This window comes from Lentzea sp. NBRC 105346 (genome assembly GCF_030269605.1).
Taxonomy (GTDB): Bacteria; Actinomycetota; Actinomycetes; order Mycobacteriales; family Pseudonocardiaceae; genus Lentzea.
In genome coordinates, this window is the sequence record NZ_BSTQ01000021.1 from 89,216 (window position 1) to 110,383 (window position 21,168).

Consider the following 21,168-nt stretch of genomic DNA (forward strand, 5'->3'; position numbering starts at 1 on the left):
CTGAGCGGCGTGACGACCCGAGAACCACGTCTTGAGATCGAATACTGCACGCAGTGCCGGTGGTTGCTCCGCGCCGCCTGGACGGCACAGGAACTGCTCACCACGTTCAGCACCGAACTCGGTGAGGTCGCCCTGATCCCCGGCACCGGCGGCGTGTTCGACATCCGGCTCGCGGGCGAGACCATCTGGTCGCGCAAGGAGAACGACGGATTCCCGGACCTCGCCCCGCTCAAGCAGCTGGTCCGGGACCGCATCGCACCCGGCCGCGCACTCGGCCACACCGACCGGCGATAGCTACTTCGGACTGACCACCTTGTCCTGCCGGGCCCGCAACCTCGCACCCAGCTTCGACATCACCGTGAAGTAGTGCGTGGGTGCGATGCGCGCGAGCGCGTCGAACACGTAGGCGTCCGGCCCCACCAGAATCCGCGACTTCCCGCGCTCCACCCCGTGCTGGATGATCTCGGCCGCCTTGTCCGGCGTCGTCAGGGTGATCGCCTCGAACTGCGCCGCGATCTCCTCGTGCGTCCGCCCGCGCCCCTCGGGATCGTGGCGGATGCGCGCGTTGCGCACGATGTTGGTGCGGATACCGCCCGGATGCACGGTCACCGCACCGACTCCGGTGCCGAGCAGCTCCTGGCGCAGCGCGTCGGTGAACCCGCGGACGGCGAACTTCGAGGCGCAGTAAGCACTCTGGTGCGGCATCCCGAGCAGGCCGTACACGCTGGACGTGTTCACGATGACGCCGGAGCCCTGCTCTTTCAAAATCGGCAGGAACGCGCGCGTCCCGTTGACCACACCCCAGAAGTTGATCGAGAACAGCCACGAGTCGTCCTCGGGCACGGCGTCCGCGACGGTCGAAGCCGTTGTCACACCGGCGTTGTTGAACACCGCGGCCAGCGGCGCGGGCAGCCACGCGCGCACCTCGTCGGCGAACCGGAGCTGATCGGCGGCGTCGCTGACGTCGAGCACCCTGCTCAGCACCGGGCCGCTCAACGACGACGCCGTCTCGGCCAGACCGGTGGCATCGACGTCGGCGATGGCGACCGGGGAACCGAGGCGGGACAACCGTTGCGCGAGGCTGCGGCCGATTCCGGACGCGGCGCCGGTGATCATCACCGGGTGGCCGGCGATCTTACGGGGTGGTCGAGGCATCGGTCCTCCTGCTGGCCGACGAGGTGCGGGCGGTCCGGCGGTGCACGATCGCGCGGCCGCCTTTGGCCGGGGCGTTGGCGACACCACGCGACCTCCAGCGTTCCGCAGGTTCCCCGGTCGGCGCCAGGGTGAGATCACGAAGGATGGTGCGCAGCACGACGTTCATCTCCATGGTCGCGAACGCCGCGCCGAGACACCGCCGAACGCCGCCACCGAACGGAATCCACTGGTAGAGATCCGGCCGGACGCCGACGAACCGGTACGGATCGAACGTCCGGGCGTTCGGGAAGACCGAATCGTCGTCGTGCAGCAGCCCGATGCTGACCAGCACGACATAACCTTTCGGCACGGTCCAGCGGCCCAGCCGGAAACCGTCGGCGCGGACCTGGCGACCCACGAAGTCGATCACCGGCCGGGTGCGCTGCACCTCGAGGATCGTCGCGTCCAGCAACGTGCTGCCACCCGAGTCCACCTCGTCGACCAGCTCGCGCAGCAGCGAAGGGTGGCGGCGCAGTCGTTCGACGGCCCACGCCAGGGTCGTCGCGGTCGTCTCGTGCCCGGCCGCGAGCAGCGTCAGCAGCTGGTCCGCGATGTCACGATGGCTCATCGCCGAACCGTCGTCGTAGCGGCTCTGCAGCATCATCGCCAGGATGTCGTCCCGGTCGTCAAGACCGTCAATTTTGCTAATCAGCCGCTCGACGATGGCGTCATAGGAACGGCGCAACGCCCAGAACCTGCGCCATCCGATCCCGCCGCGAGGCAACGGCAGCACGGCGAGCCACGAACCGAGGTTGATCAGGCGCGGTAACAGCTCCCGCAGTTCCGAGAACTCCGCGCCCTCCGCGCCGAACACCGCGCGCAGGATGACGTTCAGGGTGATCCGAGTCATCGACGGCAGCGTCGCGAAGGCCTCGCCGTGCGGCCACGTCGCCACCTCGCGTTCGGTCTCCTCCTCGACGATCCGCTCGTAGGCGGCGAGCCTTCGGCCGTGGAACGGCGGGGTGAGCAGCTTGCGCTGCCTGCGGTGCTCCTCCCCCACCAGGGCGAAGATCGAACCAGGCCCGAGCACCCGGCCGAGGTTGCGGTCCATCTTGTCCGCGACCTCGGGACCGGACAGGAACAGCTGCTTGATCTCGGCCGGATCGCTGATCACCAGCGCGCGGCCGAACGTCGGAACGTTGATGGTGAACGAGTCCCCGAAGCGCTCGCGCATTCGCGGGATTCCGCGTCGCGGATGGGTCAGCGCGTAGGCGGCCTGCAGGAACCGCGGAGCGGATGGACCAGGCGGAAGTGTCGTCATCGACTATCACCATCCCGTGGTACGCCAGCGTACCAACCTGACGGTACGCCGATGTACCATTCGGCTCAAGAGCGGGAGAGGCAATATCGTGATCACCGTGCCGTCACCGACCACCACCGACCACCGGCGGCGGCTGCTCGACGGGCTGGCCGCGTCGATCGAGGAGAACGGCTACCGCCGCACGACGGTCGCCGACATCGTGCGGTACGCCCGCACCTCGCGGCGGACCTTCTACCAGTACTTCTCCGACAAGGAAGCCTGCCTCGTCGCGCTGCACCGGCACACGGCGACCCAGATGGTCGAGCAGATCTCCGGCGCCGTGGACTCCGCGGCCCCGTGGCGTGACCAGGTGCGCCAGGCGGTCGAGGCGTGGATCGCGTGCACGGAGGCACGGCCGGCGATCACGCTCAGCTGGATCCGCGAGGTGCCGTCGCTCGGCACGTCGGCCCGCGACCTGCAGCGCGACATCATGGAGTCGTTCATCGACATGATCCAGACGCTGACCGCGACCCCGGCCTGGCGCGAGGCGCGCACCACCCCGGTGCCCCGGCCGCTCGCGATCATGCTGCTCGGCGGCCTGCGCGAGCTGACCGCGACGACCGTCGAGGACGGCAGGCGGATCAGGGACAACGCCGAACTCGCGGTCGCCGCGAGCATCACCCTGCTCGGCCCGATGCAGTAAGGTCTATACCACCGCCGCGTCATGCCACTTTGGAGGCTTGATGGTCACGCGGCGCGCGTTTCTGCTGGGTGCGTCCACCCTTCCGCTCATCGGGGCCGCCCCGGCGTCCCCGCTCGACATCGGCCGGAGCGCCGCGGACTACTGGATCCGCACGGCCAGCCTCGGCGGCAACGACTGGCAGGACGCCACCCTGCACAGCGGGGTCATGGCCCTCTACCGCGCGACCGGCGCGACCAAGTACCGCGACTACACGCTCAGCTGGGCGAACAAGCACAACTTCAGGCTGAAGACGGGCAGCAGGCCGCACTTCGCCGACTACCAGGCGGCCGGGCAGCCCTACCTCGACCTGTACGAGGACAAGCCCGAACCGCGCCGGATCGAGGCGATCACCAAGGAGATCAACGCGACGATCGCCACTGGAAAAACTGATTACTGGACCTGGGTCGACGCCCTGCACATGGCGATGCCGGTCTTCGCCCGCCTCGGCCACGCCGACTACGGCGACAAGCTCTACAAGTGGACCCGCGCCCGGCTGTGGGACAACGGCCTCTGGTGGCGGGACAGCAAGTACGTGAACAAGAACGTCTACTGGTCGCGCGGCAACGGCTGGGCGATCGCGGCGCTGGCCAAGACGCTGGACGTGCTGCCCGCGTCGTCGCCGTACCGGGCGTCGTACGTGGCGGACCTCCGCGCGATGGCCGGCCGGTTGGCCCAGGTCCAGCGCTCGGACGGGTTCTGGAACGTCAATCTCGGCGACCCGAAGAACTATCCCGGCCCGGAGACGAGCGGCACGGCGTTCTTCACCTACGGCCTGGCCTGGGGTGTGCGCACCGGCGTGCTCGACGCGGCCACCTACCGGCCCGTCGCGCTGCGCGGCTGGGACGGCATGGTCAAGACGGCGCTGCACCAGTCCGGCAAGCTCGGATACGTGCAGGGACAGGGACAACAGCCGTCCGACCACCAGCCGGTCGGCCGCGACGACACGGCCAACTTCGGTGTCGGCGCGTTCCTGCTCGCCGCCACGCAGGTGGCGCGCATCTGAGTTCACCTCCGGTTCGCGTGTACGTCACGCGACCGATGTCTCACCGCAACGCCTCCGGAAGGGTCTGTGGTGCGGGCACCTCGAAGGTCCCGTACCGCAGAGCCTGGCGTGCGGGTGCGCCCCGACGCCCCGCGCGCTGGGCTGGTCACTGCGCTCGACGTTTCTGAGCGGGAGGACCCCTTTGATGAGCACCACCACGCATCCAGACCTGTTGGTGGCCAAGGCTCAGTACGAAACCTCGTTCGGCTGGCGCGTCGAGGTGGACAGCGGGCACGGACGGCTGGTGATGCGGGCGGGCTGGGACCTCGACGCCGTCATCCTGCCCGCCCGCCTCGCCCACCGCGCCCTCGCGGAGCTCCGGTTCACGATGCTGGAAGGGCCGGTCGTGGCCACCCCGGGCGGCCAGTGGCTGACGTTCCTGACGACGCTCGCCGCCACCCGCCAGCCGACCCTGCCGCTCGAACTCCGGCGCTCGAAAGCGCAGGCCGTGCCGCGCGGCGGCCAGGTCGTCCTACCTCAGACCCCGTCCACCCGCACCGACATCCGCGACTGGCAGTGGGTCGTCGCACCCCGCCAGCACCGCTCCCCGCCACCCTGGTGCACCGTCATCGCCGCGGCCCGGCGCGCTGCGCGCTGGTGAGTCCACAAAGGACTGACCGACCGTGTGAGAGGCTGTCGGCATGAGCAAACGGCTGTCGATCGGACTGGGCCTGTTACTGGCCCTGGTCGGGGCGGTGTGGACCTTCCAGGGGCTCGGCTACCTGGAGGGCAGCTTCATGACCGGTCAGAAGCTGTGGACCGCCATCGGCCTGCTGTGCGTCGGCGGCGGCCTCTGGCTGCTCGTCGCGGGCATCCGGCGCGAATAGCCACAGTGGACGTTTCAATCCGGTCACGATGCCTGTTAGTACAAATTCGGTTTCACTGCAAGGGGTTCCGCTAGGGCGGTGCTTCGATCAGTATGTCGCGGGTGCACAGTACGGTCCGGAAGCCGAGAGCGGAAGCACCCGGAGACTTGACCCTGCCCGCGGCCCAGCGCGGCGACGAGCACGCGTTCCGCGTGCTCTACCGAGCGACTCAGCCGAAACTGTTGCGATACCTGCGGGTTCTCGTCGGGCCGGCGGACGCCGAGGACGTGGCATCGGACGCGTGGCTGCACATCGCCCGTGATTTGACGAACTTCAAGGGCGACCTGGACGGGTTCCGCGCGTGGGCGACGACGATCGCGCGAAATCGTGCGATGGATCATTTGCGCAGGCGGCAGCGGCGGCCGGTGGTGGACGGCGCCGAGGAGCTCCTCGACTCACCGGCCCGCGAGAACACCGCCGAAGAGGCGATGGACGCCGTCGCCACCGACGCGGCGCTGGCGTTGATCGCGCGGCTGCCGAAAGACCAGGCGGAGGCCGTCCTGTTGCGCGTGGTCATGGGCCTCGACGCGAAGGCCGCCGCCGAGGTGCTCGGCAAGCGTCCCGGAGCGGTGCGCACGGCCGCGCACCGCGGGTTGCGCAAGCTCCAGGAATACCTGGATTCACCAGGGAGAACATCCCGAGAGTGACACTTTCGACGGGTACGGCGCTGAAGGACATGAGATGAGCACGAACCGCATCGGACGACGCACCGCTGAGCGACTGCTCCGCGGGCTGCCGCGGACCGGTCCGGACCGCCTGGACGACTTGCTCGCCGCGGCGGCCGCACCGGCCCGCGAGAGCGAGCTGTCCGGTGAGGGCGCCGCCATGGCGGCGTTCCGAAGTGCTCAGCTCGCTCCTGCGACGCACCCCCGGAGACGCTCGATGATCAAGATCGGACTGGCGAAACTGTTGACGGCCAAGGCCGCCGCCGTCGCCGTGGTGGCCGCCGGCGGCATCGCCGTGGCGGCCGCGGCGGGCGGTCTGCCCGGACCGGACAACGACGCACCCAAGCCCCAGCACGGCAACCAGGTCGTCGAGCACACCGGCAACGGTGAAAAGCCTGCCACCAAAGAGAAGGGCAACGGCGACAACCCGTCCCCGTCACCCTCGCTCAAGGGCCAGTGCCAGGCCTACACCGCGGGCGCGGGCGAAGACCACGGCAAGAAGCGCGACAACCCGTCGTTCGCCGCACTGGCCGCCGCCGCGGGCGGCGAGGACAAGGTGGACACGTTCTGCGCCGACCTGCTCGCGGACAAGCCCGGGAAGACCGATCCCGGGAAGTCCGACGAGCACCAGAAGGACAAGCCCAACCGCTGACATTCGGCGCCCCTGACTCTCCCCAGGGGTTTCGCCGGTTCCGGGACGGGCGGCGGCTGCTCCCCCACCCGCCGCCGCCCGTCCACCCCCAGACCTGGAGTGGCCATGTTCGAGGCGTGTCCGCACACCATCTCGGCCGGCAGCTTCCTGCTCGGACTGCTCACCGACGAGGAGACCTCCGAGTTCCGTCAGCACAGCGCGAGGTGCGTGCACTGTCAGTGGGAGATCATCGAGCTGATGCCGGGCGCGTTGTTCCTCGAGGAGCTCAAGGCCCGCAAGCGCGCCGCTAGCCTGCCTGAACCAGCACCGTGCACCAGATCTCGTTCTGGTCGCCAATGCCACAGTCGGCGATCTCGCCGTCGCGGATCTTCGTCCACACGCCCGCCGACCGCCAATGCCAGGTGCCCACGCGAGTGAACCGCTCGTGGTAGCCCCAGTTGTTGAACGTGAAGGCGTCGACGTCGTAACCGGTGCCGTTGCCGCCGCGCACCCCGTTGCCCATCGACAACTGGTTGCACGGCGCGTGCCAGAAGTTGCTGCCGGTGCCGCCGTCGCGGTTCCACACGTCGCAGAAGCCTGAACCGCTGCCCAGTGTCGTCGTGTAGTACATCGTCCGGCCGGTCCGGTTCTTCACCGCGCCGCAGAAGCGGCCGGTGCAGTTGCCCGCCTGCGCGGCGGGCGCCTCGACGACCGTGATGCCGGTCGCGACGGCGAGCGCGGTGGTGATCGTCGCGACCGCACGGCCCAAGCGCCTGTTCATCTTTCCCCCTCCTGAATCGGCCTGCGCGGGGCAGCCTCAGCCGCTTCACCAAGTAGGTCAAGGCAATCCGGCGTTTCTGGGACGCTGGGACGCGGACGCGTCCCTGAGCTGGGGGTTCTCCGGCGGCTGGGACGCGCGTGGACCGCCGGCTCTGGGGTCGCCCGACCCGCGCGAGCGGAGAAGACTCTGCTGACATGCATTCCGTCGGCATTGTGCTGCACCCGCGACGCGACTCCGCGGCGGCGGTCGAGGCCATGCTGGGCTGGGCGACCGGCCGCGGCATCGAGGTCCTCGGCATCGGCGCCGAGATCGAACGGCTGAACTGCGCGGCGACCGCCGTGCCCGCCGACGAGCTCGGCAGAAGGTCCGACCTGGTGGTCAGCCTGGGCGGTGACGGCACGATGCTGCGGGCGATGCGGCTGGCCGACGGGCAGCGCGCCCCGGTGCTCGGCGTCAACCTCGGCAAGCTCGGCTTCCTGGCCGAGGTCGACGTGCCGGAACTACCCGGCGCGTTGTCCGCGATCGACGACCACGCGTTCACGCTCGAACCCCGCCTCGCCGTGGACGCCGTCCTCAATGGACAGACACTCACCGCGTTCAACGACGTCGCAGTGGTGCGGGTGCCCGGCGACGGCAGCGCGGTGGTGGCGGTGCGCGTCGCGGGCCAGCGGTTCGTCAGCTACGCGGCCGACGCGGTCGTCGTCGCCACCCCGACCGGCTCGACCGCGTACAGCTTCTCGGCGGGCGGCCCGATCACCAGCCCCAACGTCGAGGCGCTGCTGGTCACGCCCGCCGCGCCACACTCCGCGTACAGCCGGGGCGTGGTGCTGTCCGTGCACGACACCCTCGACCTGGACATCCTGCCGGGCAGCGGGCGGCTGGCCGTCGAGGTGGACGGTCAGATCGGCGGCTACGCCTCGCCCGGCGACCGGATCGAGCTGCTGGCCCGGCCCGGCGCGGCCCGTGTGGTCCGCCTCGGCATGACGACGTTCTACCAGCGTGCCCGGCGCAAGCTGCGCCTCACCGACTCAGCGGAGATCGCGGAGTAGCAACCTGATCAGGTGACTTGCCAATGGGTAATGAAAACCACTATCAATAGTGGTGACCGTTCGTCCGCCCAGTGGAGGTCCGCCCATGTCGCTGCACGTTCCCGCCGACCTGCTCGAACGCGCCGAACGCGGCCCGGTCGACGACGCCGCGTTCGTCGCCTGTGTTCGCGAGTCGCTCCCCTACGCGTGGGAGGTGATCAGCGGTGTGGCGGCGGAACTCGAAGCGGGCGGGGACTTCGCCGACCACGAGATCCCGCCGCCCACCGAGACCGACCGCGGCCAGCTGCTGCGGGCGCTGGCGTCCGACGCGATCCGCGGCGGCCTGGAACGCCACTTCGGGGTGAAGCTGGCGTTCCAGAACTGCCACCGCGTCGCGGCGTTCCGTCCGTCCGCTGTGGACGGTGAGCGCTACCGCGCGTTCGTCTCGCCACGCGGCCAGCTGCTGAACCAGAGCCCGGAGCTCAGGAACTGCTGACCACCAGCACGGCACTGTGCGCGGGCACGTCGACCACGGTCTTCGTGCCCGACACGGTCACCGCCTTCGGCGCCGGCTTGAACTCGGCGCTCCCGCTGACGTTCGACCCGGCGATCGTGATCGCCGTGGAGTCCAGCGCGGGCGCGGTCAGCAGGTAGACGCTCGCCTTGCTCGCGTTCGACGGCAACGTGATGGTCGCGTTGACCGCGGAGGCGCTCTTGTTGTTGACGAACGCGTTGTTCCCGATGCCCCATGCGGTGATGTCGGTTCCACCGGTCACGGTCGCGGCGTGGTACGCACCGCTCCCGGCCAGCTTCCACAGCAGCTCACCGTAGTAGACGCCCTGCACCCCAACGGGTTTGAGACCCGAGTGCTTGATCGGCGAGTAGTGCAGCGGGAACTGCGTGGACGTGCCGCCGTGGAAGTTCACGCCCGAGCCCTGCCGTGACGCGATGCCGGACATGAAGTCGAGCGACCAGAGCGCCGCGGCCTGCACGTCGCTCACGCCGGCGGCGCCGCCGTGGAAGTACGAGTTCGCCTCGGTGACGCGCCACTGCGGGATCCCGTTGGCGGACCGGGCCTTCTGCATCGCCTTCTCGGCGTTGGGCAGCCGTCCGGACGAGTTGGACGCGAGCATGTCCGGGATCGACGCGTTGGTGTTCTTGGCGATGTACAGGTGCGTGGAGATGATCTTCAGGCTGTTCTTCTTCTGGTTCTTGGCGAACTCGTCCACCCACGTGGTCTTGTTGGCCTCACCCGGACCGTCGAACTTCGCGCCCGGCACCTTCGCCTTGATCGCCTTCGTGAACGAGGTGAACTTCGCCTCGTACTCGGCCTCGGTCTTGAAGTAGACGTTCGGCTCGTTGCCGATCTCGAACGCGATCAGGGCACCGCCCAGCGCCTTCGCGGCGAACTGTGCCTCGTCGGCGGCGTTCGACGCGGTGTTCGTCTTGAGGTTGATGCCGTAGATGACCTTCCAGCCGGTCGCCTTGACGAACGCGGCCAGCCTGGTCACGTCGGGTGGCGCGACCTCCTTCTCGGAGCCGCCCGAGCCCTTGGGGTTCCAGCTGGTCATGTCGACGAGGTTGCCGCCGAGGCGCAGCACGCTCGGACCGAGCAGCCGGAAGAGGCTGATCAGGTCGGATGACTTCGGGTCGAACATCCCCGCTCCGACGCGGTCCTTCTCATAGCTGAAACCGGCGAACCCGGTGGCGACCTGACTGTTGCTCGCCGGGTCTACTGAGACGGTTATCGCAGGTGCGGCCGTTGCCGATGCACCACCGAAGACGATCAGCGACAGGACTGTCGCGAGCACCGCTGCTCGACGCATGGAGATTCCTTCCACTCCTCGGCGGCGGCCCGTCGCACTATAGATCGGATGAATCAACCATGTAAACGCGCTCGTGAGTGATTAGGAGGGCTATGGCCCTCCTAATCACTCACGAGGATCGGGTCAGCTCAGGTTCACGCCCGTGTCGTCGATGACGAAGGACGTCTGCAGTGAGCCGTCCTCGACGCCGGTGAACTTGATGGTGACGGTCTGGCCGGCGAACGCGGACAGGTCGATCGTCTTCAGCACGTAGCCGCTCGCCTTGTTCAGGTTCGAGTAGGTGGCCAGCGTGGTGGTGCCCGCCGTGACGGTCAGCTTGTCGTAGGCGGTGCTGGTGGTCGTCTCATTGCTGTCGATGTGCAGGTAGAACGTGAGCGACGCCTTGCAGCCCGCCGGGATCGTCACCGACTGGGACAGCGAGTCGGTGTGGCTGCTGCCGTAGCCGTCGAGCCACGCGCTCCAGGTGCCACCGTGCGCGGCCTGGCCGTCAGCGGAGTGCTGGCCGATCACGCCGCTGCTGGCGGTCCACACCGTGTTGCCGGACTCGAAGCCGGGGTTGCCGAGCTTCTGGCCGGAGCAGCCGCCGGTGGTGCCGACCGTCCAGGTGAACGACGCGGACCCGCTCTTGCTCGTGCTGTCGGTCGCGGTGACCGTGACGTTCGACGTGCCCGCGGTCGACGGGGTGCCGGAGATCGTGCCGGTGCCGGAGTTGATCGACAGACCGGCGGGCAGGCCGGTGGCGGACCAGGTGTACGGCGCGGTGCCGCCGCTGGCCGACAGCGGCAGGTTCACCGCGCTGCCGACGGCGCTGGACTGGTTGCCGGGGTTGGCGACCGTGACGGTGCCGGTCGCACTGCAGGTCGGGTCGGCCGTCTGGGCGGGCACGCTGACCGCGTCCCAGGCCGCCTTGACCGTGTTGAACTCCGTGCAGCTACCGGGGAAGAGGTTCTTCGCCGCGGTCAGCGTCCACGTCCGGTACTTGAGGTAGGAGCTGCTGGAGGTCTTGAGCAGCATCGCGTTGTAGAAGATCTTGGCTGCGGACTGCACGCCGATGCCGGTGACGGACGAGCTGTTGCACGTGGTGCTGGCCGGCTGGCCGTTCGTCGGGTTGGATCCGTTGGCCAGCAGGTAGAACCAGTGGTTGCCGGGTCCGGCGGCCGCGTGCACCTCGGTGCTCGGAATGGAGCTCGAGTAGCAGTTGGGGTGCCCCTTCGCCGACGGGTTGTACATGTTGCGGATCGGGCCCTGGCCGACGAGGTTGATCTGCTCGCCCACCAGGAAGTCCGGCACGTCGTACGGCGAGGGCTCGTTGGCGAACGCCTCGGTCACCGCGCCGAAGACGTCGGCGACGAACTCCTGCGTACCCGCGCCCGAGATGCCGCCCGGCGTGTGGTCGTCGATGCCGTGGCCGAACTCGTGCGCCACGACGTCGATCGAGCTGATCCACTGGTTGGCGTTGTTGTGTCCGATCTGGACCTGGCTGCCGTCGTAGTACGCGTTGACGTCGTTGAGGCCCACGCGAACCGGCCAGCCGTTGCCCGCACCGTCGAACCCGTTGCGGCCCAGCCACTGCGAAAGCATCTTGTTCTCGGTCTCGACGGCGAACAACGCGTCGACGCAACCCGTCTCGCGGTTCGTGGCGTTGCCGTTGCCCCACGCGTCGTCGGAGCCGGTGAACGTCGTGTTGTTGGCCGCGTCCTGACAGGCGACGGCGCTCGTCGGGTCCTTCAGGGAGTACGTGCCGCCCGACTGCGTCGTGGCGATCTGCACCGGGTTCGGGCCGTTCCACGCGCTGGTGCCGGTGCCGTGCAGGACGTGCTCCTGCTTGTGCAGCACCTTGCCGTCCAGCGCGTCCACGACGACGTCGAGCTTGCTCGGTCCCTCGGAGTCGCGGCCGACGACCTGGACCTTCCAGCCAAGCCGTGGCGTGGCGCCCAGCGCGTAGACGACCTGGTCGATGCCGTTGACACCGTCCACAGTGGCCAGCTGCCCGCGGGCGACCGACTCGGCCTTCGCCTTGTCCACGGTCGGGTTCGTGCTGGGCAGGTTGATCGTCACGTCCTGCCCGACCGAGGTGCCGAGCACCTGTCCGGTCGAGTTGGTGGCCACGACGAAGTCACCGCCGACGACCTGGAGTCCCTTGTACGTACGGGTGTACGGGACGTACTTGAGCCCGTTCGTCGCCGAGATCACCCCGTGCCGCACGAACGCGTCGTCCGAGCTCGCGTGCAGCGCGGCCGGCTTGCTGTCGACCAGGCCGGCGGCCGCGTCGACGGCCATCGCCTCGGCCGTCTGCACGCCAGTGGTCGTCGGCTGTGCCTGCGCGGTCGCGGTGAAGAGTCCGGCGACCATCACGGCGGTGGCACATAAGACGGTTCTTTGTCGCATCGATGTTTCTCCCTCAGGCAGGGCGAACGGCGGCCCTCGGTTTGCAGGGGAAGGCCGCGTCCGGAAGAGGTGATCAGCGAGAGAAGGATCCGTTCCCACGTGCCAGAAGAACAACAGAAACTTCGCGCTAACTTATTAACAGCGCGCGATTGTCCCTTTTGGAAACCGACGGGGGTTTTCGCACCAATTGCCGCCGTGTCGCATGGGCCCGTTCGTTGTCGGCCAGTAGGCTCCGGGCATGGCGACCGGCGGCAGCAGGAAGGTGCGCGCCGCCCGCAAGCGCAAGCGGCGGATGGCCCGCGTCGAGCACGATCTCTCCGACGCGCAGTGGGATGCGCTCAAGGCCGCCTGGGGCGGCTGCGCCTACTGCGGCGCGCCCGCCCGGTCACTCCAGAAGGACTGCGTGCTGGCGTTGTCGCGGGGTGGGCGGTACACGCTCGACAACATCGTGCCCGCGTGCGGGCCGTGCAACGCCAGCAAGTGCAACGCCGAGGTCACCGGGTGGTTGCGGCGCAAACGACTGGACGAGCGAGCGTTCCTGCTGCGCCACCACGAGATCAACGCGGAGCTGGCGAACCGCTTCCCCGTCGGTTCAGTCGGCGACTAGAACCGTCCCGGACCGGTCCAGCGACCTGAACAGCGATCGCGTCTGGGCCAGGCTGCGCTCTCGCTGCCTGCGCACCAGCCACCGGCCAGGCGCCACGCCGGTCCCGCCGTGCTCCGGATGCACCAGGTAGACGGGCGCGGAGTTCTCGAACACGGCAATAGCCAGCCCCAGCCGATCGTGGAGCTGATCGGACCATCGGCACGTGTCCGGGTCGGCGACGAGCGTGTGCGGGTTGTTGCCCCCGGCGCCGCGGATGAGCTCGACTCCGCCGGGTGGCAGGTCGCGCGGGTTCAGGAAGGTCACGTCGGTCAGGTCCAGCGGGATGACGATCAGGTCGCCCTGCGCCTGCAGGCCGTCGATCACCGGGATGGTGACCTGTCGTTCCAGGTGGTCCAGCGCCGCCGTGCCGGACCGGTCGAGCAGTTCTGCGAGATTCATGTGATCACCTTTGAAGGTCAGGTCCGACGCTGAAGCCGGGCGTACTGGGCACCGGTGAGCCCGTACGTCCATCCGGCCGCGTCGAGCGGGTGGTCGAAGTGGGATGGGACGAACAGCCCGTAGCGGCGACGCGTGCCGTCGCGTTCCAGTGAGCCGTTCACGGCGAGCAGCAGTCGCGTTTGGACACTCCAGAACTCCGCCGGCAGGTCGTAGAGCCGGAGCACGCTGCCGGGGTTACCCGGATCCGGGGACTGGCTCACGAGCTCCATCCCGGCACCTTCGATGAAGGCGCCCCAGCCGATGTGCTCGATGGCGCAGCGCCGAACCTCGACGTTGCGCTCCGCGATGATCCGGTCCACCGCAGGCGCCTCGACCACCCAGTCCGGCACCGGCGTGCCATGCCACGCGTAGTGCGCCGAGCCGTCCGGGAACTCGATCGCCCTGCCGTGCAAGCGGAACTCGTCATACGCGGTACCTGGCACCGGTTCGACGCGGATCGCGGACGGCCGCTCGGCGAGCACGCACACGTCCTCGCGCGGCCACCACCAGCCGCAGGTGCGGGCGAGCGTCGCCCACAGCTCCAGCTGAGCGGAGTCCTCCGGGCTGTACTCCACACCGAGGGCCCGCCGGAACACGTCGTAATGCGCGATCCAGGCGGCCTCGTGCTGCCCGTACCAGTGGATGCCCAGCACCCCTGGCAGGTCCTGGCGGATCCGCCGGGTGAGGCCCTCCAGTTGTGGCGCCAGGACGTTGCGGATTCCCCGGTGCAGCAAGGTGACCAGATCGCCGCCCTGCCGCAGTTCCGCGATGGGATCGGGTGGAGGTTCGTGCGAGCGCCACCACGGATCCGGGTCCTGGGGAATGTGCTCGTCGAGTCGTCCTCGCAGCGAGCACAACAGGTTCGCGAGCTCGCTCTCCAAGGGGACGAAACCGTTGTGCGAGTACGCATTGACCGATGGCGGCACGAGCGGCGCCGCAGCCGAGGGTGCGCCGGTCCAGTCGAACCGGGGCTTCGGCCTGCCCGCCAATGCATACAGGGTGGTGATGGCGCGCTCGGCGGCCTCGCGGTCCGCCGGTGCCGCGCGCAGGGCGTGGCCCTGCCATTCGTTGCGAATCTCGACAGCCTCGAACCACAGATCGAGGGAACGAGCCGGATCACTGACGCGCCGGGACTCTCGCCGGCGGCGTGCGCTCATCGCGCGAGGGCGGTAACGCCCTTTCGATCAGACGACATGCGGGCAATGATCACAGGCTTGCGGCCGTCTAGTCAACCTCGAATTCCTACGGTAAAGATCACCGCCCGTCGCCTGCCGAAGGGCGCTCACAACGCTTGTGTTTACCCAAAAGGGCGGTCGGAGCGTCCCTATCCCGACAACCGACGGCCAAGTCACTAGTGCGGCCGAGGCTCGGGGGCGATACGAGAAGCAAGGGTCGTCGATACACCCACCGACTTCGCTGGTTCGGCTCCGCCGCGGATGTCATGGTCGATCCAGCTCTTCCCTTCCGCGGCGATGCCTTCCAGGATGTGCAGGGTGTGCGCAAACCCGGCCGAGTCAAGGCTTGTCTCAGACAGCGCTGCGGGACTTTCACCCTCGAGACGCCCCGTTTCAGGCTCTACGACCCGGATGCTCCGCGAGGGTCCGTTGAACAACGTGAGCTCCAGAGTGCAACTGGCGGCACCTTCCTCGACCACCTGGACTGAAGAGACCGCGTCGAATCGGTAGTTGCTCCGTTCCTGGCTTGTTTGCTCGACCCGCGCGAAGTCGAGCTCCGAACTCACCTCCCGCACCCCGTCCTGTGTGATCAGGAACAGTCGGATGTCGTACTTCGAATAGCGCCATGGACCTTTCTCCACACGTGCCCGCTTGTAGTTCTTCGCAGGCGCCTGCAGGAAGGCATGAGTGATGACCTCTCGCCACACGAGCCCGTAGTGACGCAGCGCCGCTTCGAGGAGCATGGTCTTGTCACAGTGGAGCCAAGCTTCCATCTCCCGCTCGGACGGACGCGTGTCCTCCAACTTCTTCTTCCACTTCGCATACGCGTCACGACGTGCTGCCATCTGCCGGTCGTACTCTCTTTGGTCCTCGATGAACCGTCTGCCCTCACTGACAATGCGGAACCAGCGCCGGATCGCGGCTCGCGCCGCGACCACTGTCACGATCATCGCTGCCACTGAGAAGATCCGATCCAAGATGACTTCCGTTGCGAGCACTGCTGTGGCCGCAACACCGAGCGAAGCCAACGCGAGGACAAGGACCGCGACCGTGAATCGTACCTTCGTGGCACGGCCGGTCCGGTAACTCTCGCGATGCTCCAACAGCGTGCCCCGCTCCCAGCGCTTCCTGACATCACCAACGAGGTGCCGGATGAGCCAGTTGACGCGGTCAACGGAGATCTTGCTGTCCTGGTACAGCTCCACGACCTCGTCCCGCAGTGTCACGCGAATCCCCGCGGTGTCGGTCAGCCACTGTTCGCGGTTCACGCCTTCCGGTACATACTTGCCGAAGTAGTAGGTGAACGATTGATCGACCCGGCTTGCGAACTTCGTGTTGAGCGCTCGGGGTCGCCTCCGACGTCCGGCATGATCACGTTCCTTGAGCGCCATCCGCTCGGACCGATAGCACCACTCGAACCCGGCCTGAGCCGCTACATACCCGGAGATGACGACGAACGCGCACGCAAGCAAGGGAACCGGCCCTCCCGGCCAGACCACCCGGCACAGGTAGCCGAAGGCGAGAACGACAAGCACAGAGCAGCCCGTTGCCACCGCCCAGTCACCTGGAACCGTCCTCACGTCCACTGGGGGCCGAGCCTTCGGGCCGATGGGTGCGGGGTGGAAGTACGCCCACACTCGGTTCTGCCGGTCATTCGCGAAGCGGGCTGCCTCAGCCCGCTGGCGTGTCTCGGCCCATAGCGTGTCCTTCATCCCACCCGTGATGACGAGGTCCAGATGACGGACGATCTCGTTCCGCTGAGGAGAGGGCAGAGCGTGCAGGCGCTCCAACGCGGATCCACAGTTGCGGTCCGAGTCCTGCAACCGGTTCAGCAGTTCGCACATCGCCAGGAGCGCGTCTTTCCAGCCGTCGTCCGCTTGGTCGTGGGCCAGCTCGGCGACATGCTCCAACTGATGGCGCTCAGCTGGATTGAGATCGCGCAACGATCGCTTGCTGAGCAAGGCGAGCATCTGGTGGAACCGCACCTCGCCGTTGTCGAAACCGGACGCGATGGCTTCGGTGATCAAATCCCGTGCCCGAAGTGGAACCCCATCCGCCAGGAAACGCAAACCGACTTTGTACTTCTCTTCTGGTGAGGCGTCCTGGAGCACTTGGTAGACGGTGGAGTTGTGCACGCACGAGGCCTGGATGCCAACGGTCGTCCCTGGCCCTGCGGTGTTGGCGACCGACTCGTTGGCGGGTTCGGATTCCATCAGGAGAGCCCGTTCGCCGCAGCGATGAGTGTCCCGATCTTCGTCGCCAGCTCGGCGACCTCCGCAATCAAACCGCGCAACCGCTTGAGCGCCAGTACCACCTTGCTCTGCCGCTCCGGCACGTTCTCCTTCAACGCAGTACTCGCGATGTCGAGTTCGGCCGTCGCCGCGGCGTAGGTCCCGTCGTCAAGCTGTCCGGCAGACCGGCTGCGTGCCAGTGCATCGCGGAAGACCGCCAACTCTCGCTCGAGGTCTGCCGCGGTGAATGCTTGAGGTGTGCCACCCATCACCACCGTGCTGCCGGTCACCCGCGCGGCTTGGATCCCCACCATTCCCGAAGCGATGTTGGTGATGTTCCCGTGGTGCTTCGGTTCCCCGGCCTCACGCATGGCGTGTTCCTCCTGTTGTCCCATCAGCTCTGCAGCTAGCCGCACTGCGAACGCCGCCGCGTTGGCGGCGGCCACCGGCTGCCACGCGGTGTCCCCAGCACTGTCTTTGGTGCCGTCCGCACGATCACTGATGCCGCGAATGATGGCCACTGGAGCGCCGCTCAGATGACCGGCCTGCGCCACTCCGGCCGCTTCCATCTCGATCGCTAGCGCGTCGTTGAAATGCTCCCGGATCCACCGGGCCTCGCTGGAGATCCGTGAGTTCTGCACGATCTCGCCTGCCGCGATTGCTCCGAAGTGGACATTCGGATTGGTATTCGTGTCGTCGGCCCAGTCGCCGGTCCGTCCGATGTGGGCCGCGAGTTGGGCGATCTCGTGTGCGATCTCCCAAACGCGGGGGCGCGCTTTGAGTCCATCGTCCTCGCTCGTGCCACCGTGATAGGCGTAGACATGTGTGGCCACCACGACGTCGCCGAGCGGCGTGCCCCACAGCGCACCGGCGACACCGACGAACAACACCGCTGTCGGCTTGAAGCACTGGATCGCCCGCTCGGCAAGAACCGCCGCGGAGTGGTTGCCCTTACCTGTCAACCCCAGCACCACCCGGCAATGCGTACCTCGCAACGTGCCGACTTCGAATCGGGTGCCTCGCTCGTGCACGTGCACCTGAGGATCTACCAACCTTCGCCGCACCGCCTGGTACTCGAGGTTCAGAGCGGTCAGCATCACCACGGCGTTGTCGTTCACTGGTCCCCTCATTCGTCGTCACAGGTCGGGCCGGGTAATCGGCGGCTGCAACGTCCTTCGCACGCCGGCCCTGAACAAGCGGGCCGGCCGCCCCTTTGTCGTTCTGCGATCCGGGCCGGCCTCCGCGATGAAACCGGGCACACCCTGGACCTTGCGATAGAAGTTCCGCGGATCGAGCCCGACACCCCACACCGCCTCGTAGACCTGCTGCAACTCGGCGATCGTGAACGTGTCGCCGCAGAACGCGGTCGCGAGTGACGTGTGCTCGAGCTTGGCACGGGCCCGCTCCACACCGTCCGCGACGATCTGGTCATGGTCGAAGGCAAGCCGCAATCGTCCGGCGATCACGGCGTCGACCGGTTGCCAGCTCGCGCCGGACGCGTCGGTACCGGCGACCGGCTCAGGGAGCCCTGGTGCGATGGCCAGGTAAGCGATCGACACAACCCGACCGCGGGGATCGCGACCGGGTGTTCCGTAGGCCCCCAGCTGCTCGAGATACAGGCTCGTGCCATCGAGGTCCGCCTCCTCACGCAGCTCACGGTGGGCCGCGGCCAAGATGTCCTCTTCGGCGTTGTTCAGAAAGCCGCCCGGTAGCGCCCGGCGACCGAGGTATGGCTCGACACCTCGTTCCACGAGCAAGACGTGCAGCTCTCCGGCCCGCAACGTGAGGATCACGAGATCGACCGCGAGTAACACCGCCGGAGGCGACCAGGACTGTTTGGGCACAGACCGAACATAGCTTACTGTCACTCTGACAGTAAGCGTCCGTTCGAGTGGGAGCGTTCGTACTCAGATCGGTCAATGGCGTCCAGCCGTACCAGTCGCGGTCGCTCGACTCGTGGCTCGCGTTGCCTGGGTGCACTCAACGATTCAGGTGGCGAAGCGGGCGTTCGCCCGCCCCACAGGTCGTCATCGGACGGTCACACCGCGCCAATCTGGTCGAGCCTTGCGACAAGGTCGGTCAGCGCCTGCCCCAGCGGCAGGTCCACCCGGACGGTCGCGTGCTCGTCCCCGCGCGTCTCCCCGCGGTTGACGATCAGCACCGGCACCCCGGCGGCCGCGGCCCGCCGGACGAACCGCAGCCCGGACATCACGGCGAGCGAGGACCCCAGCACCAGCAGGGCACGCGCCGAGTCGACGAGCCGGTAGCACTCCGCCACCCGAGGCGGCGGCACGTTCTCGCCGAAGAACACGACGTCCGGCTTCAGCACACCACCGCAGGAAGAACAGTCCGCGACCCGGAACGAGGCCACCAGGTCCGCGGCCAGGTCGACGTCGCCGTCCGGGTTGACCCGGTCCGGCGTGACGTCGAAGCCGGGATTGAGCGAGCGCAACGTCCGGTCGAGCGAGGCACGGGAGCTGAAACGCCTGCAGGACAGGCAGACGACCCGGCTGAGCGCACCGTGCAGCTCCACCACGTCCGAAGTGCCCGCGGCCTGGTGCAGGCCGTCGACGTTCTGGGTGATGACGCCGGCGAGGTGCCCCCGTTCAGCCAACGAGGTGACGGCGCGGTGGCCGTCGTTGGGACGCGCGGCGGCGATGGTGCGCCAGCCGAGGTGGCTGCGCGCCCAGTACCGCTGCCGGCTCGAGGCGCTGCCGACGAACTCGTCGTAGGTCATCGGGGTGTGCCGCCGCAGGCTGCCGCGCGCGCCGCGGTAGTCGGGGATCCCGGACTCGGTGGACAGGCCGGCGCCGCTGAGCACCACCACGCCGCCCGACGCCACGTGCGACGCCAGCTCGCCCACGTCCGTCGTGCGCGGCAGTGGCGGACCCGAGGGTGACCAGGTCAGCGTGGGCCGTGTTCGCATCAGGCCAGGATACGTTTACGCGCGGACTGGAGGTTCGATCATGGTCGAGTTGGCGGGGTTCGAGCGGTCAATGTTGCACCACGGCGGCTACACGCACGACGTCTACCGGGCCGGGACCGGGCCCGCCGTGCTCGTCCTGCACGAGATGCCGGGGATCCATCCGGGCGTCGTGGAGTTCGCTCAACGGTTGATCGCCGAGGGGTACACGACATATCTGCCCTCGTTGGTCGGACGGCCGGGCGAGCCGCTCGGCACCGGGGCGATCATCCGGTCCGCGGCACGCGCGTGCGTCGCCAGGGAGTTCCGGCTGCTGACCGACGGAACCAGCCGCGTGACCACCTGGCTGCGGGCGTTGGCCGCGAAGGCGTTCGACGAGTGCGGCGGCGTCGGCGTGGTCGGCATGTGCTTCAGCGGCGGGTTCGCTCTCGCCGCCGCGCTCGAACCCGCGGTCACCGCGGCCGTGATGAGCCAGCCGTCGCTGCCCGCCACGAAACGCGGCCGGGGCGCCCTCGGCCTGGATCCCGCTGACCGCGAACGGATTCAGCAGCGCGCGCAGGACGGCCTGTGCGTGCTCGGACTGCGCTTCAGCCACGACAAGCTGTCGCCGCCGGAGCGGTTCGAGACGTTGCGCGCGACGCTCGGCGAGGCGTTCGACTGCATGGAGATCGACTCGTCGCCCGGAAACCCGCACGGCATCCCGGAGAACGCGCACTCCGTGCTCACGGTCGAGCTCGTCGACGAGGCCGGGCACCCTACGCGCGAGGCACTGGACCGCGTGCTCGCGCTCTTCCGCGCCCAGCTACGCCACTGAACTGGGCGGGATCGCCGACCCGCGCAGCACGTGCTCCACGATGGCCTGGTCGATGACCTCGTCGGTCAGCGCCCACGGCACGCCGCCGACGAGCAGCCGCGCGGAGAGCCGCACGACCAGCCGGGGCACGCGCGACCATCTCGACACACCGGGCACGCGGCGCATCCCGTGTGGCTGCAACACGAGTCCCAACGGGACTTGACGAATCAGCTCAACCACATCGGCCGGCATCCGTTGCGGCACCACCCATGCGTTCGCGGCGGCGATCCGCACCGGCACACCGTCCGGATGCGCCCACAGCTCACCCCTGCGACGCAACAAGGGCAGGCCTTCGTCAACGTCCAGTTCGGTGGCTTCCGGATAGGGAACGGGCCTGGTTCGCGTGTCCAGCAAGCGATGTGTGACATCGTTACGCTCGACTCCGTGCATGGCGAGCCAGGCGCTCAAGGCCAGGATCAGGCTGTTGCTGTTGTGCGCCAGCGTGATCAGACTCCGCATGCCCGCTTCGAGGTCGGCGGTGCTCAGCCCCATGGGGTCC

General features: G+C 68.2%; 23 protein-coding genes. 11 read left to right on the plus strand and 12 right to left on the minus strand.

The genetic code is table 11. The features are described 5' to 3' along the window. Positions 1 to 9: 9 nt before the first annotated feature. The gene (locus QSK35_RS36080; RefSeq protein WP_285752192.1) at positions 10 to 294 is read left to right on the plus strand and encodes an Rdx family protein; all 285 of its coding nucleotides are present in this window, start codon (positions 10 to 12) and stop codon (positions 292 to 294) included. Here QSK35_RS36080 and QSK35_RS36085 read toward each other — a convergent pair whose 3' ends face one another. Both QSK35_RS36085 and QSK35_RS36090 read right to left on the minus strand, forming a co-directional pair. Further along, the gene (locus QSK35_RS36085; RefSeq protein ID WP_285752193.1) at positions 295 to 1,155 is read right to left on the minus strand and encodes an SDR family NAD(P)-dependent oxidoreductase; all 861 of its coding nucleotides are present in this window, start codon (positions 1,153 to 1,155) and stop codon (positions 295 to 297) included. It abuts the gene before it with no gap. Continuing rightward, the gene (locus tag QSK35_RS36090; RefSeq protein ID WP_285752194.1) at positions 1,136 to 2,455 is read right to left on the minus strand and encodes a cytochrome P450; all 1,320 of its coding nucleotides are present in this window, start codon (positions 2,453 to 2,455) and stop codon (positions 1,136 to 1,138) included. The genes QSK35_RS36085 and QSK35_RS36090 overlap by 20 nt, the downstream gene beginning before the upstream one ends. Positions 2,456 to 2,552: 97 nt before the next feature. On the opposite strand from QSK35_RS36090, the gene QSK35_RS36095 reads away from it, so the two are divergent. The 6 genes from QSK35_RS36095 to QSK35_RS36120 all read left to right on the plus strand — a co-directional run bounded on the left by QSK35_RS36095 (position 2,553) and on the right by QSK35_RS36120 (position 6,401). Next, positions 2,553 to 3,137 carry a TetR/AcrR family transcriptional regulator gene (locus QSK35_RS36095; RefSeq protein ID WP_285752195.1) on the plus strand — a complete coding sequence of 195 codons (585 nt, stop codon included), beginning with the start codon at positions 2,553 to 2,555 and terminating at the stop codon, positions 3,135 to 3,137. A 40-nt stretch (positions 3,138 to 3,177) separates the two neighbouring features. Further along, positions 3,178 to 4,179, plus strand: a complete 1,002-nt coding sequence (locus QSK35_RS36100; protein WP_285752196.1) for a glycoside hydrolase family 88/105 protein — start codon at positions 3,178 to 3,180, stop codon at positions 4,177 to 4,179. Positions 4,180 to 4,363: 184 nt separating this feature from the next. Continuing rightward, positions 4,364 to 4,819, plus strand: a complete 456-nt coding sequence (locus tag QSK35_RS36105) for a hypothetical protein (protein ID WP_285752197.1) — start codon at positions 4,364 to 4,366, stop codon at positions 4,817 to 4,819. 40 nt (positions 4,820 to 4,859) lie between these two features. Further along, positions 4,860 to 5,045, plus strand: a complete 186-nt coding sequence (locus QSK35_RS36110) for a hypothetical protein (RefSeq protein ID WP_285752198.1) — start codon at positions 4,860 to 4,862, stop codon at positions 5,043 to 5,045. Between the two features lie 146 nt (positions 5,046 to 5,191). Beyond that, the gene (locus QSK35_RS36115; RefSeq protein ID WP_285752199.1) at positions 5,192 to 5,731 is read left to right on the plus strand and encodes an RNA polymerase sigma factor; all 540 of its coding nucleotides are present in this window, start codon (positions 5,192 to 5,194) and stop codon (positions 5,729 to 5,731) included. A gap of 34 nt (positions 5,732 to 5,765) precedes the next feature. Then, on the plus strand, positions 5,766 to 6,401 hold the full coding sequence (locus tag QSK35_RS36120) for a hypothetical protein (protein WP_285752200.1): 636 nt from the start codon (positions 5,766 to 5,768) through the stop codon (positions 6,399 to 6,401). A 286-nt stretch (positions 6,402 to 6,687) separates the two neighbouring features. On the opposite strand, the gene QSK35_RS36125 is transcribed toward QSK35_RS36120, so the two are convergent. After that, a complete protein-coding gene (locus tag QSK35_RS36125) occupies positions 6,688 to 7,161 on the minus strand; it encodes a hypothetical protein (protein WP_285752201.1) in 474 nt (157 codons plus the stop codon). Positions 7,162 to 7,355: 194 nt separating this feature from the next. On the opposite strand from QSK35_RS36125, the gene QSK35_RS36130 reads away from it, so the two are divergent. Together QSK35_RS36130 and QSK35_RS36135 are read left to right on the plus strand one after the other, a co-directional pair. Beyond that, a complete protein-coding gene (locus QSK35_RS36130; RefSeq protein WP_285752202.1) occupies positions 7,356 to 8,210 on the plus strand; it encodes an NAD(+)/NADH kinase in 855 nt (284 codons plus the stop codon). An 85-nt stretch (positions 8,211 to 8,295) separates the two neighbouring features. Further along, a complete protein-coding gene (locus QSK35_RS36135) occupies positions 8,296 to 8,685 on the plus strand; it encodes an SCO5389 family protein (protein WP_285752203.1) in 390 nt (129 codons plus the stop codon). On the opposite strand, the gene QSK35_RS36140 is transcribed toward QSK35_RS36135, so the two are convergent. Further along, positions 8,672 to 10,015, minus strand: a complete 1,344-nt coding sequence (locus QSK35_RS36140) for a hypothetical protein (protein ID WP_285752204.1) — start codon at positions 10,013 to 10,015, stop codon at positions 8,672 to 8,674. The two genes, QSK35_RS36135 and QSK35_RS36140, sit on opposite strands and share 14 nt — an antisense overlap. Before the next feature lie 123 nt (positions 10,016 to 10,138). Next, positions 10,139 to 12,403, minus strand: coding sequence for a M4 family metallopeptidase (locus tag QSK35_RS36145; RefSeq protein ID WP_285752205.1), 2,265 nt, complete (start codon positions 12,401 to 12,403; stop codon positions 10,139 to 10,141). 238 nt (positions 12,404 to 12,641) lie between these two features. Here QSK35_RS36145 and QSK35_RS36150 point away from each other — a divergent pair, with 238 nt between their 5' ends. Next, positions 12,642 to 13,010, plus strand: a complete 369-nt coding sequence (locus tag QSK35_RS36150) for an HNH endonuclease (protein WP_285752206.1) — start codon at positions 12,642 to 12,644, stop codon at positions 13,008 to 13,010. On the opposite strand, the gene QSK35_RS36155 is transcribed toward QSK35_RS36150, so the two are convergent. From QSK35_RS36155 to QSK35_RS36180, 6 genes are all read right to left on the minus strand, one after another. Continuing rightward, positions 12,996 to 13,448: a DUF8820 family protein gene (locus QSK35_RS36155; RefSeq protein ID WP_285752207.1), complete on the minus strand. Its 453-nt coding sequence runs from the start codon at positions 13,446 to 13,448 to the stop codon at positions 12,996 to 12,998. The two genes, QSK35_RS36150 and QSK35_RS36155, sit on opposite strands and share 15 nt — an antisense overlap. Before the next feature lie 17 nt (positions 13,449 to 13,465). Then, complete coding sequence (locus tag QSK35_RS36160) at positions 13,466 to 14,644, minus strand: DUF6745 domain-containing protein (RefSeq protein WP_285752208.1); 1,179 nt, start codon at positions 14,642 to 14,644, stop codon at positions 13,466 to 13,468. A gap of 194 nt (positions 14,645 to 14,838) precedes the next feature. Beyond that, the gene (locus QSK35_RS36165; protein WP_285752209.1) at positions 14,839 to 16,875 is read right to left on the minus strand and encodes a hypothetical protein; all 2,037 of its coding nucleotides are present in this window, start codon (positions 16,873 to 16,875) and stop codon (positions 14,839 to 14,841) included. Then, positions 16,875 to 18,011: a 5'-methylthioadenosine/S-adenosylhomocysteine nucleosidase family protein gene (locus QSK35_RS36170; RefSeq protein WP_285752210.1), complete on the minus strand. Its 1,137-nt coding sequence runs from the start codon at positions 18,009 to 18,011 to the stop codon at positions 16,875 to 16,877. Before QSK35_RS36170 ends, QSK35_RS36165 begins: the two co-directional genes overlap by 1 nt. 18 nt (positions 18,012 to 18,029) lie before the next feature. Beyond that, the gene (locus QSK35_RS36175) at positions 18,030 to 18,737 is read right to left on the minus strand and encodes an NUDIX hydrolase (protein ID WP_285752211.1); all 708 of its coding nucleotides are present in this window, start codon (positions 18,735 to 18,737) and stop codon (positions 18,030 to 18,032) included. A gap of 194 nt (positions 18,738 to 18,931) precedes the next feature. Further along, positions 18,932 to 19,819 (minus strand): NAD-dependent protein deacetylase, encoded by an 888-nt coding sequence (locus QSK35_RS36180; protein ID WP_285752212.1) that lies wholly within the window; start codon positions 19,817 to 19,819, stop codon positions 18,932 to 18,934. Between the two features lie 40 nt (positions 19,820 to 19,859). Here QSK35_RS36180 and QSK35_RS36185 point away from each other — a divergent pair, with 40 nt between their 5' ends. After that, positions 19,860 to 20,630, plus strand: a complete 771-nt coding sequence (locus QSK35_RS36185) for a dienelactone hydrolase family protein (RefSeq protein ID WP_285752213.1) — start codon at positions 19,860 to 19,862, stop codon at positions 20,628 to 20,630. Here the strand turns inward: QSK35_RS36185 and QSK35_RS36190 are convergent. Further along, positions 20,619 to 21,161, minus strand: a complete 543-nt coding sequence (locus tag QSK35_RS36190; protein WP_285752214.1) for a hypothetical protein — start codon at positions 21,159 to 21,161, stop codon at positions 20,619 to 20,621. The genes QSK35_RS36185 and QSK35_RS36190 overlap by 12 nt on opposite strands. Positions 21,162 to 21,168: the final 7 nt, after the last annotated feature.